Origin of the sequence: Sphingopyxis sp. Root154 (assembly GCF_001427105.1) — a bacterium.
Taxonomy (GTDB): Bacteria; Pseudomonadota; Alphaproteobacteria; order Sphingomonadales; family Sphingomonadaceae; genus Sphingopyxis.
On sequence record NZ_LMGI01000001.1, the window covers coordinates 1,118,079 to 1,133,070 of the forward strand.

General features: G+C 64.9%; 20 protein-coding genes. 8 read left to right on the forward strand and 12 right to left on the reverse strand.

The genetic code is table 11. From position 1 onward, the window contains the following. The first annotated feature begins 118 nt into the window (after positions 1-118). The gene (locus ASD73_RS05030; RefSeq protein WP_056368619.1) at positions 119-580 is read left to right on the forward strand and encodes a hypothetical protein; all 462 of its coding nucleotides are present in this window, start codon (positions 119-121) and stop codon (positions 578-580) included. Further along, the gene (locus tag ASD73_RS05035) at positions 577-1,392 is read left to right on the forward strand and encodes a ferredoxin--NADP reductase (protein ID WP_056368617.1); all 816 of its coding nucleotides are present in this window, start codon (positions 577-579) and stop codon (positions 1,390-1,392) included. Before ASD73_RS05030 ends, ASD73_RS05035 begins: the two co-directional genes overlap by 4 nt. Here the strand turns inward: ASD73_RS05035 and ASD73_RS05040 are convergent. Beyond that, positions 1,389-2,801, reverse strand: coding sequence for a M20/M25/M40 family metallo-hydrolase (locus tag ASD73_RS05040; protein ID WP_056368615.1), 1,413 nt, complete (start codon positions 2,799-2,801; stop codon positions 1,389-1,391). The genes ASD73_RS05035 and ASD73_RS05040 overlap by 4 nt on opposite strands. 133 nt (positions 2,802-2,934) lie before the next feature. Between ASD73_RS05040 and ASD73_RS05045 the strand changes: the two genes are divergently transcribed. From ASD73_RS05045 to ASD73_RS05055, 3 genes are read left to right on the forward strand one after another with little or no spacing between them, the layout of a single operon-like run. After that, complete coding sequence (locus ASD73_RS05045; RefSeq protein ID WP_056368613.1) at positions 2,935-3,558, forward strand: lysophospholipid acyltransferase family protein; 624 nt, start codon at positions 2,935-2,937, stop codon at positions 3,556-3,558. Continuing rightward, a complete protein-coding gene (locus ASD73_RS05050; protein WP_056368611.1) occupies positions 3,555-4,373 on the forward strand; it encodes a DUF1295 domain-containing protein in 819 nt (272 codons plus the stop codon). The genes ASD73_RS05045 and ASD73_RS05050 overlap by 4 nt, the downstream gene beginning before the upstream one ends. Beyond that, positions 4,349-4,753, forward strand: coding sequence for a hypothetical protein (locus tag ASD73_RS05055; RefSeq protein ID WP_056368609.1), 405 nt, complete (start codon positions 4,349-4,351; stop codon positions 4,751-4,753). The genes ASD73_RS05050 and ASD73_RS05055 overlap by 25 nt, the downstream gene beginning before the upstream one ends. Positions 4,754-4,787: 34 nt before the next feature. On the opposite strand, the gene ASD73_RS05060 is transcribed toward ASD73_RS05055, so the two are convergent. Then, on the reverse strand, positions 4,788-5,210 hold the full coding sequence (locus ASD73_RS05060; protein WP_056368607.1) for a GFA family protein: 423 nt from the start codon (positions 5,208-5,210) through the stop codon (positions 4,788-4,790). 43 nt (positions 5,211-5,253) lie between these two features. After that, positions 5,254-6,183 (reverse strand): isopenicillin N synthase family dioxygenase, encoded by a 930-nt coding sequence (locus ASD73_RS05065; RefSeq protein ID WP_056370273.1) that lies wholly within the window; start codon positions 6,181-6,183, stop codon positions 5,254-5,256. 132 nt (positions 6,184-6,315) lie between these two features. On the opposite strand from ASD73_RS05065, the gene ASD73_RS05070 reads away from it, so the two are divergent. Next, a complete protein-coding gene (locus tag ASD73_RS05070) occupies positions 6,316-6,741 on the forward strand; it encodes an EVE domain-containing protein (RefSeq protein ID WP_056368605.1) in 426 nt (141 codons plus the stop codon). Between the two features lie 6 nt (positions 6,742-6,747). Here the strand turns inward: ASD73_RS05070 and ASD73_RS05075 are convergent, their stop codons facing one another. The 7 genes from ASD73_RS05075 to ASD73_RS05105 form a co-directional block, all read right to left on the reverse strand. Next, the gene (locus ASD73_RS05075; protein ID WP_056368603.1) at positions 6,748-7,077 is read right to left on the reverse strand and encodes a PilZ domain-containing protein; all 330 of its coding nucleotides are present in this window, start codon (positions 7,075-7,077) and stop codon (positions 6,748-6,750) included. A gap of 88 nt (positions 7,078-7,165) precedes the next feature. Beyond that, entirely contained in the window at positions 7,166-7,756 is a 591-nt protein-coding gene (locus ASD73_RS05080; protein WP_056368601.1) for an SOS response-associated peptidase, read from the reverse strand. A 7-nt stretch (positions 7,757-7,763) separates the two neighbouring features. Beyond that, positions 7,764-8,165: an alternative ribosome rescue aminoacyl-tRNA hydrolase ArfB gene (gene arfB / locus ASD73_RS05085; RefSeq protein WP_056368599.1), complete on the reverse strand. Its 402-nt coding sequence runs from the start codon at positions 8,163-8,165 to the stop codon at positions 7,764-7,766. Then, positions 8,158-8,841 (reverse strand): RluA family pseudouridine synthase, encoded by a 684-nt coding sequence (locus tag ASD73_RS05090; RefSeq protein WP_056368597.1) that lies wholly within the window; start codon positions 8,839-8,841, stop codon positions 8,158-8,160. Before ASD73_RS05090 ends, arfB begins: the two co-directional genes overlap by 8 nt. Positions 8,842-8,865: 24 nt before the next feature. Then, entirely contained in the window at positions 8,866-9,672 is an 807-nt protein-coding gene (locus ASD73_RS05095) for a DODA-type extradiol aromatic ring-opening family dioxygenase (protein ID WP_056368595.1), read from the reverse strand. 4 nt (positions 9,673-9,676) lie between these two features. Further along, positions 9,677-10,273, reverse strand: a complete 597-nt coding sequence (locus tag ASD73_RS05100; RefSeq protein ID WP_056368593.1) for an FMN-dependent NADH-azoreductase — start codon at positions 10,271-10,273, stop codon at positions 9,677-9,679. Positions 10,274-10,397: 124 nt separating this feature from the next. Next, complete coding sequence (locus ASD73_RS05105; protein WP_056368591.1) at positions 10,398-11,093, reverse strand: pirin family protein; 696 nt, start codon at positions 11,091-11,093, stop codon at positions 10,398-10,400. 135 nt (positions 11,094-11,228) lie between these two features. On the opposite strand from ASD73_RS05105, the gene ASD73_RS05110 reads away from it, so the two are divergent. After that, the gene (locus tag ASD73_RS05110) at positions 11,229-12,176 is read left to right on the forward strand and encodes a LysR family transcriptional regulator (protein WP_056368589.1); all 948 of its coding nucleotides are present in this window, start codon (positions 11,229-11,231) and stop codon (positions 12,174-12,176) included. Positions 12,177-12,358: 182 nt separating this feature from the next. Further along, positions 12,359-13,066, forward strand: coding sequence for a response regulator transcription factor CtrA (ctrA, locus tag ASD73_RS05115; protein WP_037513859.1), 708 nt, complete (start codon positions 12,359-12,361; stop codon positions 13,064-13,066). 123 nt (positions 13,067-13,189) lie between these two features. Here the strand turns inward: ctrA and ASD73_RS05120 are convergent, their stop codons facing one another. Together ASD73_RS05120 and ASD73_RS05125 are read right to left on the reverse strand one after the other, a co-directional pair. Further along, positions 13,190-13,474 (reverse strand): hypothetical protein, encoded by a 285-nt coding sequence (locus ASD73_RS05120; RefSeq protein ID WP_056375963.1) that lies wholly within the window; start codon positions 13,472-13,474, stop codon positions 13,190-13,192. Positions 13,475-13,559: 85 nt separating this feature from the next. Continuing rightward, positions 13,560-14,903 carry an acyltransferase family protein gene (locus tag ASD73_RS05125; RefSeq protein ID WP_056368587.1) on the reverse strand — a complete coding sequence of 448 codons (1,344 nt, stop codon included), beginning with the start codon at positions 14,901-14,903 and terminating at the stop codon, positions 13,560-13,562. Between the last annotated feature and the right edge of the window lie 89 nt (positions 14,904-14,992).

Below are 14,992 nucleotides of genomic sequence, written 5' to 3' on the forward strand. Positions count from 1 at the left end.
GCACGGCCCGGGTTCAGTCCGCCGGCGGCATCCCCCATAGAAATATTAATTGCAAATGACTCGCAATAACATATAAGCCCGCCGGCGCGCCTTGCCGCGCGCGCTGGAAAGGGAAACTATGTACGCCTTTGTCGACCGCCGGGTGGACAGCCTTTGCAACAGCGGACGCTTTCTGCTCTGGGCGATGCGCGGGTGGGTGCACGCCGCCGACCGCGGGCGATGTCCGCCGCAGGTCCTGCATCGGGGCTTTTCCGCGGTCGATGCCGCGCCCGCCCTGCCCGACTTCCACGTCGCGATGGCGCTGCTTGCCGGCGATGCGGTCGAAACATTGCTGCTTGCGCCCCTGCCCTGTCTCCAGATTTCAGAGGATGAAGCAATTCTGCTTGGACTCTGGCGCGATTTTTCGCTTGAGAACGCCGCAAATGCCCATGCGACGCTGGCCTTTCTGGCCGAGGGAGAAAGCGTCGGCCCGATCGCCAAGGCGATGGGCGCCGCGGTCGACCGGCTGGTCGCGGCGGGATTCGATATGCCGGACCTCGCGGCCGGCACCATGACACATCAGGAAAGTTCAAAGCGATGAGTGACCGTATTGCCGAAGCCGCCAAGCTGGCCCCCTCCGCCTCGCTGACCGTCGAGGAGGTGCGTTCGGTGCGCCACTGGAACGAGCATCTGTTCAGCTTCACGATCACACGCCCGCCGAGCTTCCGCTTCCGCTCGGGCGAGTTCGTGATGATCGGGCTGCCGGGCGAAGGCCGCCCGTTGCTCCGCGCCTATTCGATCGCCAGCCCCGCCTATGCCGACGAGCTCGAATTTCTGTCGATCAAGGTGCCCGACGGCCCGCTGACCTCGCGGCTCCAGAAGATCCAGCCGGGCGATCCCGTTTATCTCGGGCGCAAGCCGACCGGGACGCTCGTCGCCGACGCGCTGCTTCCCGGCCAGCGGCTGTTCCTGCTGTCGACCGGCACCGGCCTCGCGCCCTTCCTCAGCCTCGCGCGCGATCCGGATATCTATGAGCGCTTCAGCCAGATCCAGCTCGTCCACTGCGTGCGGCAGGTCAGCGACCTGGCGTTCCGCGACGAGCTCGAAAGCCAGCTCGCGGGCGACCCGCTGGTGCAGGACCAGGCGCTGCTGCAATTCCATTACCTGCCGACGGTGACGCGCCAGCCCTTCCGCACCGAGGGGCGCATCGATGCGCTGATCGAAAATGGCGGCCTGTTCGGCCATCCGCTGACCGGCCCGGCGCATTTCGACCCCGCCACCGACCGCATCATGATGTGCGGCAGCATGGCGATGATCCGCGACCTCGAAGCGCGCTTCGAGGCGCTCGGCTTCAAGGAAGGGTCGAACGCCGCGCCCGGCGACTTCGTGATCGAGCGCGCGTTCGTGGGTTAAGGCTTGTCCGCGTAAGCCTTCACCAGATCGAACATATAGTCGCGCCCGACATAGACCGAGCGGACTTCCATGCGTTCGTTCAGGCCGTGCGCGCCATTGCCGTCGGGGTCGCCCCACATGCCGGGGATGCCATAGGTCGGGATGCCGGCGGCGCCAAGGAAGGTCGCGTCGGTATAGCCGTTCGCCATCGACGGGATGACCTTTAGCCCCGACCAATATTTGTCGACGAGCGTCTGCATCGGGCCGATGATTTTCGGATCGAGCGGCGGTGCGGGCGGCGCGGGGCGTTTGGGCGGCAGCTGCGTGATCGTGACGCCCGGATCGCCGATCACCTTCGCGAGTTCGTCCTTGATCGATTCGATGCTGTGCCCCGGGAAGATGCGGCAATTGATGTTCGCGCCCGCGCGCTGCGGCAGTGCGTTCGGGGCATGGCCGCCATCCAGCAACGTCGCGACGCAGGTGGTGCGCAAATTGCTGTGGAGGAACGGGTCCTTGTTGACGATCGCCTCGGCAGTCTTGTCGGCGGGGTTCTTCGCCAGCGCGGCCATCGCCCTCCCCGTCTCGTCGCCGCGCGCCGCGCCCGCCTCGGCAAAGAAGCGGCGCGTCGTGTCTGTCATCTCGACCGGGAATTCATAGTCCGCAACCTTGGTGAGCGCGCGCGAAAGCTCGTAGATCGCATTGTCGGGCACCGGCGCCGAGCTGTGCCCGCCGGGGTTTCTCGTCTCTAACCGGAAGTTCGCGAAGGTCTTTTCGCCGACTTGTACCGACTGGCCCAGAACTTTGCCTTTCCCGTCGCTGTCGCCGCCCCCGCCCTCATTCAATGCAAATTCGGCGTCGATCAGGTCGCGCTTGTTCGCGGCGAGCCATTCGACCCCGTTGAACGCACCGTTGGTTTCTTCGCCGCAGGTCAGCGCGACCTTGACCGTGCGCTTGGGCTTGTAGCCCGCCTTCTGGAAACGGATCAGCGTGTCGACCCATACCGCCGCCTGCGCCTTGTCGTCGGCGGTGCCGCGGCCATAGAAATAGCCATTCTCCTCGACCATGACGAACGGATCGCGCTCCCAATCAGCGCGCTTCGCTTCGACGACGTCGATATGTGCGACGAGCAGGATCGGCTTCGCGGTCTTGCTGGTGCCCGGATAGACGGCGACAAGACCGCCTTCCTTGGGGTTTTCGGCGGTGGCGAACAGGGTAAGCTGGCTGGCCGGAATGCCCGCCGCCTTCAGCCGCGCCGCCATGCGTTCGGCGGCGAGGCTGCAGCTGCCCGAAGAGAGCGTCGTGTTGGTCTCGACGAGCTCCTTGTAAAGGTCACGGAAGGCGATCTGATCGGGGCGTGGCTGCGCCTCGGCGGCAATAGCCGGCACCGCAAGCAGCATGGCGGACGTCAGCAGCGCGGACAGCGTCTTCATCTTTTTCTCCCCTGTTTTGCGGACGAAGGGAGCAGAAAGACCGGGCCGCGGCAAGCCCGCGATGCGCGGCCCCTTGCGCCGCGGCGGGCTTTCGCGCAATCCGGGCCTAGGGAGAGGACCAAGCGTGACGAGTATGAATGACGACCCGCCGGGGCTGGTGGCGCGCGCGGTGCGCCGTCTGTTGCTTTTGCTGTACCGGATGCGCGGATGGAAAGCGGTCGGCGAGGTGCCCGAGCCGCGGCGTTTCATCCTGATCGCGGCGCCGCACACGAGCAATTGGGATTTCGTCAATTTCCTCGGACTGACCGCCGACCTCAAGATCCGTCCCTTTTTCATGGGCAAATTGTCGCTGTTCCGCTGGCCGATCGGTGGCTTTATCCGCCAGATGGGCGGGGTTCCGGTCGATCGCCGCGGCGGCGGCAATGTCGTCCAGCAGATGGTCGATGAATTCGCGCGTCGCGCCGAATTCATGCTGACCGTCGCGCCCGAGGGCACGCGCGGCAAGGCGGCGAAATGGCGCACCGGCTTTTATCAGATCGCGATGGCGGCCAAGGTGCCGCTCGTCGTCGGCTTCATGGATTATGGCACCAAGACCGGCGGGCTCGGCCCGCTGATATGGCCCAGCGGCGACTTTCGCGCCGACATGATGAAGGTATTTGAGGTATATAAGAGCCATACCGCCCGATTCCCCGAGCGGCAGGCGCGCTCGATCGATGACATCGTCGGCCGCGATGAGGAACGAGACATGCGCGCGTGAGTGACGCCCTTTTGCTGCTTACGGTTAATTTCGGCGGATTGCTCGGCTTGATCCTGCTGCTGTGGGGCATCGCGACGCTGATCCGCGATGTATCATTCATCGACGCCTTTTGGGCGTTCGGCATGGTGTTGCTCGCGTGGGGCACATGGTGGCAGGTCGGCGCCGAGGGCGCGCACGCCAGGCTGCTCCTCGGCCTGACATCGCTGTGGGGGCTACGGCTCGCAATCCATCTGACGATCCGCTGGGCAGGCCATGGCGAGGACCCGCGCTACAAGAAAATCCTCGCGCTCTCGATGGAGAAGCGGAAGTGGAGCTGGGCGAGGACCGCGCTTGTCCTGGTGTTCCTGACGCAGGCGCCGTTGCTGTTCATCACCTGCCTGCCCGCGCAGATCGGTATCTGGGCGAGCGCGGGCAACCCGGCCGCGAGCGTCGGCGCCCTTGGCTGGATCGGCGCGGCGGCGGCGCTCGCCGGCATTGCGTTCGAAAGCATCGGCGACGCGCAGCTCGACGCCTTTCGGAAAAACCCCGCGAACAAGGGCAAGGTGCTCGACACCGGACTGTGGCGCTATACCCGCCATCCCAATTATTTCGGCGATGCGCTGGCGTGGTGGGGCATCTGGCTGGTGGTCGCCGACCTCGGCTGGGCGCCCGCGCTCGCGAGTGTGATCGGACCGGTCTTCCTGACCTTCACGCTCACCAGATGGTCGGGCAAGGCACTGCTCGAAAAGGGGCTGCACAAGACGCGGCCCGATTATGCCGACTATGTCGCGCGCACCTCCGGATTCATCCCATGGCCGCCAAAGACCAGGGTTTAGGCGGCGAGGAAAGCCCGGCCGATGTGTCGGCGCTCGGCGACGCGCCGCGCATCCGCGCGATATTGATCGAGGCGGCGCGCGAAGGGCGCAGCGTCAGCTACTCCGAACTGCTCGGCGATCTGGGTTTCCGCTTCACGCGGCCCAAGATGCGCGCGGTGTGCCGGACGCTCGAAGAGGTCGACCGCCTCAGCGCGATGGACGGCGGACCCGATCTGGCGGTGCTGGTGGTGCGCGAGAGCGACCGGCTGCCCGGACAAGGCTGGTGGGTCGGCGGGACGGCGCTGTTGCTCGGCTATAATGGCCCGTGGGAAGGCGTCGCGGCGGCGCGGTTTATCAGGGAACAGCAGCAGCTCGCGTTCGATTATTGGAGAAATCGTTAAGTCGACGGGAACCATGAACGGCGACAAGACCCGCCTATTCGGCGACCTGCTCGTCCGATCCGCCGAAAGCGCCAGGAAAATCGCGGAACTTGGGCAGTCCGTCCTTCATCGGCAGCACCGTCTCGGCGTAGTTGATGTGCAGTCCCGGCGCGAACGCGAGCGTCGATAGTGTCGCCGAGAAGACATCGACGACGCCGAGCCCCGGATGATCGGTCATCAGATGACCGCCGCACTGGCTACAATATTTGCGGCTGCTGCCCGGCGTCTTGTTGAAGGTTCGGACATTATCCTCTCCTTCAATGATATGGACGTTTCCGGGCTTCCACAAAGTGAAGCCGTTAACGGGCCCGCCGGACCAGGATCGGCACGATTGGCAATGGCAATAGCCCATGCCTTCGGGCTCGCCCGTAACCTCCAGCTTCACCGCGCCACAGAAGCATTCGCCTTCGTAGGTCATAGCCACTCTCCTCCGGAGAACAGCCAGTATAGCTCAAATCAACCTATTTCTTGAGTCCGATCTCGCGCAGCCGCTCCTGCAGATACTCGTCTGCGGTGATCGGCGTCGGATATAAATTTGGGTGCGAGGCATCGACGCAGCTTTCGAGCGTCTCGATCGGATAGTCTGAGCGGAAATGCAGGAAAAAGGGCATCGAATAGCGCGCGACGCTCGCGCGGCCCGCGTCGGGATTGCGGACGCGGTGGGTGGTCGAGGGCAGCTTGTTGTTGGTCAGCCGTTGCAGCATGTCGCCGACATTGACCGCCATCGCGCCCGGCGGGGGCGAGACCGGAAGCCAGCTGCCGTCCTTGTCGAGGATTTCGAGGCCGGCTTCTTCGGCGCCGAGCAACAGCGTGATCGTGTTGATGTCTTCATGCGCCTCGGCGCGGATGCCCTTCGCGGGGGCTTCGACCGGCGGATAATGGAGCAGGCGCATCACGCTGTTGCCGTCGGCGACGGTGTCGTCGAAGAAATCGGGCGCGAGGCCGAGATAGCGCGCGATGCCCGACAGGAGCCGGCCGCCGACGCGGTCGAATTCGGCGAAGAGCTTGTCATAGGCAGTGCGGAAGCCTTCGACTTCGGCGGGCCAGACATTGTTCGGCTGCTGCGCGGCGAGGCGGTGCCCGGCGGGCAGGTCGCGGCCGACGTGCCAGAATTCCTTGAGGTCGACTTCCTTCGCGCCCTTGGCAATCTCGGTCCCGAAGGGGGTATAGCCGCGCGCGCCGCCGCCGCCGGCGATATGATAGGCGCGCTTGGTTTCCTCGGGCAGCGCGAAGAAGGCTTTCGCCTTGTCCCACGCTTCGTCGATCAGCGCGGGGTCGATGCCATGATCGGTAATCATCGCGAAACCAAAGCGTTCGAAGGAGGCGCCGAAATCCTTTGCGAACTGGTCGGCAGGGAGCGACATGGAAATGACGGGTACGGCAGCAGTCATGCGATTATTGTCCATCTGATCGGGGCGGCGCCGCTCGGGCGCGTCATGAGTCGCGATTTAGGCGCTGTCCGCCGACGGTTAAAGGGAAAAAGGCGGTTTCGTCCCGCGCGCGGCTCGGCTAAGCCCCGGCCCATGAGCAAGCAATATTGGCTGATGAAATCCGAGCCCGACGCCTATGCGTGGGAGCAACTCGTCAAGGACGGCACCGGCATCTGGGACGGCGTGCGCAATCACACCGCGAAACTCAACATGATGGCGATGAAGGTCGGCGACGAGGCATTTTTCTATCACAGCAATATCGGCAAGGAATGCGTCGGGATCATGGAGATCACCGAAGAGAGCTTTCCCGACCCGACTGCCGAGAAGGGATCGCCTTGGGTCGTGGTGCGCGTCGCGCCAGTGCGCTCGCTCGCCAATCCGGTGACGCTGGCGGCGATCAAGGCCGATTCCAAGCTCGCCGACATGGATCTGATCCGCCAGTCGCGGCTATCGGTCGGGCGCGTGACGCCCGATGAGTGGAAGCACATCCTGAAAAAATCGGAGAAGCCCGAGGGCTGAACCGGCTTACTGGCCGCGCAGCTTTACCTGCAGGTGCTTCGCCACCGAAGGATGAAGCGGATTGACGAATTCGCAGCCATAATTGTTGCCATCGGCGCGGCGGACGACCGCCTCCAGCGGCTGGAGCCCGGGCAGGTTCACCCAGATATGTTTGCCGATCTGCGGCCGGAAAAAGGTGACCATGCGAAAGCCCGTCGACGAAAGATCGAACAGTTCGACGTCGAAGGGGTTTAGCCCCGGCTCGCGGAAACGCGCGCGCGCGGTCACGGGTGCGCGCTCGGCGCCTCGCCCGGCGGTCGGCGCTTTCCTGGTTTCGATGGTGCGATTCCCCAACACGGATTCGGTCCCTGCATGTCATTCTTGGTCGCACCGCTTTTAGGACACCGTTGGTTACCTCAAAGTGAAGCGATATGGTGAAAATCGGTTATACCGGTGGTGTGTCGCCGACCGCCATCAACTGGCTGGGATAGGGGACCGCGAGCGCCACGGCGGCACGCCACTCGCCGCTCAGCCAGGTGCCATAATCTTCGGGATGAAGGATCACCGGCATGCCCTTTGGCTGATGGTGCGCGACCAGCCGATTGGCGTCAGTCGTAAGCATCGCGAAGCAGGGCCAGTCATCGCCCTGCCGATGGATTCCGGCAAAGGCGAAGACCGGCCGCGACGGCACCGAGAACCAGTGCTGGCGCCGCGCGCCTTCGGGGCCCGACCAATAGGCAAAGGCGGTCGCGGGGATCAGGCAGCGCAATTCGGCGTGGCGCAGCGTCCCGATCCAGAACGGGCTGGCAAGGTTGCGAACGCTGGTGACCGGCCGGTCGCCCTGCGGCGGCGGCGGAACGCCCCAGAGTTTCGGGCGCAGATAACGCCGCGATCCGCCACGGCCGTCGCTGACGATCACCGGCGCCGGGCGACCGGGCGCGACATAGTCGCCGGTCCAAGGGTCATTGCCGGCCTCGGCACCGAACGCCGCGGCGATCGTGCTGGCGGGGACATCAAGACGGTAGAGACTGGTCATTGCAAGCTTAGTCGGTCCCGCGCACCCGTCCGCGACCGGCCTTGACACTGCTGCGCGCTTTCTTGCTGTCGACGCGGCGCGCTTTGGCCGCCTTGCTCGGCTTGGTCTTGATGCGGCGTTCGGGGCGCACGAGCGCGGCGTCGATCAGTTCGGACAGGCGTTCGCGAGCGTCAGCGCGGTTCGCTTCCTGCGTGCGATAGCGGCGCGCGAGGATGATGAGTTCGCCCTCGGTCGTCATCCGGCTGCCCGCGAGGGTTTTCAGTCGTTTGAACGCGTCGGGCGTGAGGCCGAGCGCATAGACATTGACGCGCAATTGGCACGCGGTCGCGACCTTGTTGACATTCTGTCCGCCGGGGCCCGTGCCGGCTAGAAATTTTTCACTAATCGCGCTTTCGGGGATCTCAGCCACGCGTTGGCTCCGCTCCCTCCGGCGCCGCGAAGCCCAATGCGATGAAGCTGTCGGGGAACGGCGCCTCGGCAATTATCGACGGCTTGACGTCACGTTTTACCACCAGCCGTTCGGCATGGAGCAAGGTGCGCGTCCTGGTGCCACCGCGGCCGTAGACGGGGTCGCCGACAAGCGGAAAGCCGAGCCCTTCGAGCGCGTGGACGCGCAGCTGGTGCGTGCGGCCGGTTTCGGGGCGGAAGCGCAGCAGCGCGCGGTCGCCGACGACGGCGAGCTTTTCCCAATGCGAGACCGAGGGCTTGCCCTTCGGATCGCCGACCATGCGCCAGCCTTCTTCGGCGGTCGACACCTTCGACAGCGGAAGGTCGATCGTGCCGCCGTCGCCGTCGGGGATGCCATCAACGATCGCGAGATATTGCTTTTCGACCTCGCGGCTTTCGAACGCGCGGGTGAAACGGCCGTGCGCCTTGGGATTGCGCGCGAGCAGCAGGCAGCCCGAGGTGTCGCGGTCGAGCCGGTGGACCGCGAGCGGCCAGCGCTTGAAGCCGAACTTCAAAAGGTCGAGATGATTCTCGAGGCTGATGCTGCCGTCGCGCGGGGCATCGACGGGAAGGCCCGCAGGCTTGTCGATGACGAGGGCCTCGCCATCGAGGAAGAGAACACGATCTGAAAGGAGCATGGCGCGCTATAGGCGGGCTGCCGCTCAGTCGAAAGCGTAAACGTCCATCGCGAGCAGGCCATAGGTCACGCTGGCGTGCAGCCGTTCGGCTTTGAAGGGCGCCGCCGCCCCACCCGCGCCCATCGCCACGAACAGCGGCAATATATGGTCGGGGGTCGGGTGATTGTCGCGGCCATGCGGCGCGCGCTCGACGCTTTGCAGCACGTCATCGACGGCGCTGGCGGCCATCCGATCCGCGATCCAGTCGGTGAAGTCTGTGATCCATGCTGGCGCCGGGGCGTCGATCGGCAGACGCGCCGCGAACAGCGCGCGCAGATTGTGCGTGATGCTGCCCGATCCGATGATCAGCACATCCTCATCGCGAAGCGGCGCGAGCGCCTGCCCGAGCGCATAATGCCATTCGGGCGAGGCGTTCGAGGCGATCGAGAGCTGGACGACGGGAATGTCAGCGTCGGGGTAGATTAGCGACAACGGCACCCAGGCGCCGTGATCGAGCCCGCGTTCGGGATCGGCGGTGACGGCAAGGCCGTGTTCCGCGAGCAGTTCGACCACGCGCGTCGCGAGCAGCGGATCGCCCGGCGCGGGGTAGCACATCGCGAACAGTTCGTCGGGAAAGCCCCCGAAGTCGTGGATCGTCGGCGGCGCCGGCGAGGCGGTGACGGTGGCGCGATCGCCCTGATACGCGGCGTCATGATGCGCCGACACGACGAGAATCGCGCGCGGGCGCGGGAGCCCGGCACCCAGCCCGGCGAGGAAGGTCCGCGCCGGGCTGGGCTCGAGCGCCATCATCGGCGAGCCATGCGAAAGGAAGAGGCTCGGGAGATGGCGCATCGGTTCAGGCAGCCTGCTTCAGGCCATCGATCGTCGAGGTGGCGCGAGCGACCGCTTCGCCGTCCATCATATGGCCGTCGGCGGCGATGATCGTGACGTCGGTGATGCCGACGAAGCCGAGGATATGCTTCAGGTAACCGCTCGCGAAATCGACCTCGCTGCCCAGCGGTACGCCGCCCGAGGCAAAAACGATGAACGCGCGCTTGCCCGTCAGCAGCCCTTCGGGACCGGCTTCGGTATAACGGAAGGTACGGCGCGCGCGGGCGATCAGGTCGACCCAGGCTTTGAGCGACGCGGGGATCGCGAAATTATAGATCGGTGCGGTGATGACGATCGTGTCGGCGGCTTCGAGTTCGGCGATCAGTTCGTCCGACCCCGCGAGCACGGCCTTTTGCTCGTCGCTGCGCGCCGCTTCGTCGGTGAAATTGGCGCCGATCCAGCTTTCGGTGAGCAGCGCGGGCGGTGCGGTGTTGAGGTCGCGACGGGTTATGGTGGCGCCGTAACCCTGTTCGACGAGGCGGTTCACCAGCTGGTCGGCGAGCGGGCGGGTGGTCGAACCTTCGTTGCGGGCGCTGGCGTCGATGCGAAGAATATGGGTCATCGGGGATACTCCTTTTCACTTCAGGGGAGAGAGGGTGCCGCGAGCCGCCCATGTTTTGGGAAGAACTCGCGGCACCGGGTGGGCCGCCGTCAGGGAGGGGGACGTCGGCGGCCCGGTGGCTTCGTCAGAGGCTGTCGACCAGCACCAGCTCGGCGTCGTCGAGCGCCTCAACCTCGATCGTTCCGACATCGCGGAGCGCGATGCCGTCGCGGGGATCGGCCTCCGCGCCGTTGACGCGGATGCGGCCCTTGGCGGCGACGAGGTAGGCGTGACGTCCAGCTTCGAGGTCGTAGGAGATGCTCTCACCGGCGTTGACCGTCGCCGCAGCGACGCGGGCGTTGGCGCGGATCGGCAAGGCTTCGTCGCCCTCGATGCCGCTCGCCAGCGTCACGAACTGGCCCGAGCGGTCATTCTTGGGAAACTGGCGCGCGCCCCAGCCAGGATTGCCGCCATCACGGTCGGGCATGATCCAGATCTGGAACAGCGTCGTTTCCTCATCCTCGAGGTTGAACTCGCTGTGCGTCACGCCGGTGCCGGCGCTCATGACCTGGACATCGCCCGCCGCGGTGCGGCCGCTGTTGCCCATGCTGTCGCGATGCGTGATCGCGCCGCTGCGGACATAGGTGATGATTTCCATGTCGCGGTGCGGGTGCGGGGGGAAACCCGACTGCGCCGCGATGGCATCGTCGTTCCAGACGCGGAGCGCGCCCCAACCCATCCGTTTCGGGTCGTGATAGTTTGCGAAAGAGAAATGGTGACGGGCGTCGAGCCAGCCGTGGTCGGCGTGGCCCAAGCTGTCGAATTTGCGAATGTCGATCATTGGCCTTGTCCTTTCCTTGCCGCCTTGGGGCATCGGGGCCCGGCGGCGTTCATCTGTTGAGGACAAAATAGGCATTCCGATCGTTTCGAAAATAGCGTAGATGGAAAACCATCGTTTCCATTCAGGAGCTGTTGCGTGGCACTTCCCGACTATGAAGGCTGGGCCTGTTTCGTCGCTGTCGCCGATGGCGGCAGCTTTACCGCCGCGGCGGCATCGCTCGGGCTGTCGAAGGCGAGCGTGTCGAAGGCGGTGACGCGGCTCGAGGCGTCGCTCGGCATCACCCTGCTCCACCGAAGCTCGCGCGTCGTCGCGGTGTCGACCGCCGGCGCGGGGCTGCTCGACGAGGCGCGCGCGATGGTCGCGGCGGCGACCGCGGCCACTGAAGCTGCGCGCGGAGACCGCGTCGACCTGGCGGGGCCGATCCGTCTCGCCGCGCCGATGAGCTTCGGGATCAAGGTGCTCGGCCCGCCGCTCGCGGTCTTTCTCGAGCGGCATCCGGCGGTCGAGATCGAAGTATTGCTGAGCGATGCGCGAAACGATCCGGTCGCCGAGGGGATCGACCTGACATTGCGCATCGCGCCGCTCGCCGATTCGAGCCTGCTCGCGCGCACGATCGCCCCCGTCGCGGCCTCGGTGATCGCCAGCCCCGCCTATCTGGAAAAGCACGGCACGCCCAAACATCCGCTCGAACTCGCGGGCCACCGGCTGATCGGTTACGGCCACCGCCAGCGCGCGATGCCGCTGCATTTCCACCGCAAGGGCGAGGAGGCGACCGTGCTGCCGACCGGGCCGCTGTTCGCGAACAATGGCGATGTCGCGGTGCCGCTGGTCGTCGCGGGGGTCGGAATCGCCTCGCTGCCCGACTTCATCGCCGCCGAAGCACTGGCATCGGGCGCGGTCGTCCCGATCCTGACCGACTGGTCGCTACCGCAGTCGCACCTGCACCTGCTGTCACCGCCATCGCGGCTGCGCCCGGCGCGCGTGCGTGCGCTTTCGGACCATCTGGTCGACACGCTGAAGATGTCCTGTACCGGCGCACATGATCGCTATGTGGCGCTTCACCATGATCCGAAAACGGCCTGAGCGACTGTTGCAAAATGGCCGCGACTCGCGGACTTCTGAGGGTTAAATCAAAATTAACCTTTTCCCTTCATTAGTTTCGTGGTTAATGTTCCGGCAGTCCTGCAACGGGGGTTTGGTCGGTGACATCCTTGATGGTCATGCGATCGGGTTCGCGGGATTATCGTGGGAAAAAGGGGTGCCCAATGCGCGTACTGCTGATCGAGGACGAGCCGACGACCGCGAAAGCGATCGATACGATGCTCACGACCGAGGGCTTCAATGTCTATACCACCGATCTCGGTGAGGAAGGCTTGGACCTGGGTAAGCTCTATGATTACGACATCATCCTGCTCGACCTGAACCTGCCCGACATGCACGGCTATGACGTGCTGAAGAAGCTCCGCACCGCCAAGGTGCAGACGCCGGTGCTGATCCTGTCGGGCATTTCGGAAATGGATTCGAAGGTGCGCTCGTTCGGCTTTGGCGCCGACGATTATGTCACCAAGCCGTTCCACCGCGACGAACTGGTCGCCCGCATCCACGCGGTCGTCCGCCGGTCGAAGGGCCACAGCCAGAGCGTCATCAAGACAGGCAAGCTGGCGGTCAACCTCGACACCAAGACGGTCGAAGTCGACACGACGCGCGTGCATCTGACCGGCAAGGAATATCAGATGCTCGAGCTGCTGAGCCTTCGCAAAGGCACGACGCTGACCAAGGAAATGTTCCTGAACCACCTTTACGGCGGCATGGACGAACCCGAATTGAAGATCATCGACGTCTTCATCTGCAAGCTGCGCAAGAAACTCGCGCTCGCCTGCCACGGCGAAAATTATATCGAGACGGTCTGGGGCCGAGGTTATGTCCTTCGCGATATCGACGACGAAGGCAATGAAGTGCGCCGCGTCGCCTGACGCGTAGCGCCTTACAAGTTTACCGAGGGAACCCGGCGCGGAGCGATCCGCGCCGGTTTTCTTTTGGCGTGCTGGCCATGGTGCGGTTGAGGGCAGCTAATGACCGATTGCGGACGTTATGATTTAGAAGCGGTTACCCACCGCCCGGAAGTGGTCTTCGCTGGTAGTACCTGATCCCTCATCATAGAGATAAAGCGTGACGGGGCATTTTTGCTGGCTCGCCCAAGCGACGGCCTGCTGGACGGACACGCCTTCCAATTGGTCGTAATCCACCACTGTCGACACGTCAGCCTCAGGAGCTTGATCTGAGTCAGCGCAGCTATTGTCATGCTCTACCGCCTCGATAATCGCATTTACAGCTTTCCAGCGATAAACCCGTGTTCTTCGATCAACTAGGTTCCAGATCATGCCGGAGGCCATAGAGTAACAACACTCCACCGCCAACCGGGTCGCTCACCCCCCAAACAGACCAACATCGGCCACCAGCCGCACATCAAGTCCGCGACTGCGCCAGCCGATGGATCGGACCGAACTGCGCAATCGCGGCGCCCACGAAAGGTAGCGCGACGAGCCAGAGGCGCACGCCCGTCACGCCGAGCGGGCTCGCGATGCTGATCGCGGCGGTGGCGCCGAGCCCGGCACAGATCAGCAGCAGCCCGACGATCAGGCGCCAATGCGGCACCTCGCCGCTATCCTTGCTCGCGCGCTCGTAGCGCGCGAAGAGCGTGATCAGCGGGAAAAGCGCCGCGATGTAGAGGGCGAACCAGACCGGGCGCGCGAACCACCATGCGGCGCTGCCCGGCGCGACATCGAGCCCGATCCCGCCGAGCAGCCACGCCGCGACCATCACGAGGACGAAGGCGGTGAGGTGCCAGAGGTAGATCGTCATGATCATGCCGTTGACGAGCACGACGCTGGTCCAGAGGCGGATATTGTCGAGCATCCGCTGCGCTGCGGGTTCGAGCGCGAGCGCGAAGCCCGCCTGCGCGATGCCGAGCGCGAGCAGCGCGAGCGTCGGCGGCATCGAGTTGCTGAGGCCGCTTCCCGGGACGCCGATCATCGCGACGGGATAGGGTCCGAGGCCAACGAGCAGCCCGAGCGCAACCAGCCCGCCGACGCCCCACAAGAGCGCCTTCCTCGGCGCCAGCCGCCCCTCGCTCCACGCGAAACCGAGCTGGTGGATCGCGAGCCAGACGAAGGCGAAGTTAAGGAAATTCACATAAGGCACATCGAAGCGCAGCGCCGCGACGTCGATCGCCACCGCCCCCGCGACGAGCGCCCAGAAGGAGGCGAAGCCCCAGCGTTTCCATGCCCGCCAGGTCAGCGGCACGACCGCCGCGACCATCAGGTAAACCGACAGGAACCACACGGGGATCAGCGCGAGCTGCGCCGCCATCGCGACGATGCCGCGATCGATCCCCGCGAGCGTGCCGAACATCGCGACGAGCGTCCAGATCAGGAACAGCGGCAGCACCGGGTTGATCAGCCGTTGCAGCCGCCCGCTGTACCAGCTTTCATAGCTGCCGCCCTTGCGCAGCGTCGCCGCCCACGACATGCCGTTCGAGAAACCGCCGACGAGGAAGAAGAGCGGCATCACCTGGAATCCCCAGGTCAGCCACTGCATCCACGGCAATATGCCGAGCAAATGCCCGCCCTCGACCGCGCCGTCCTTCATATAGGGCGCGGCGACGAGCCAGTGACCGACGACAACCGCGAGGATCGACAGCGCGCGGAGGAAATCGACGTAGCGGTTGCGCTCGGGCGGCGCCTGTCCGGCCATCTCGCTTGCGCGCGACCAGATGCTTTTGCGGCGTGCGCCCTCGCGGCTTTCGGTCAATATCCCATCCCTTCCCCAATCAGGCATCCAACCTAGTGGCGCTTGGCGCGAGCTCAAGTCCTTGCGAACAAAAGCGCGGCGGCGACACT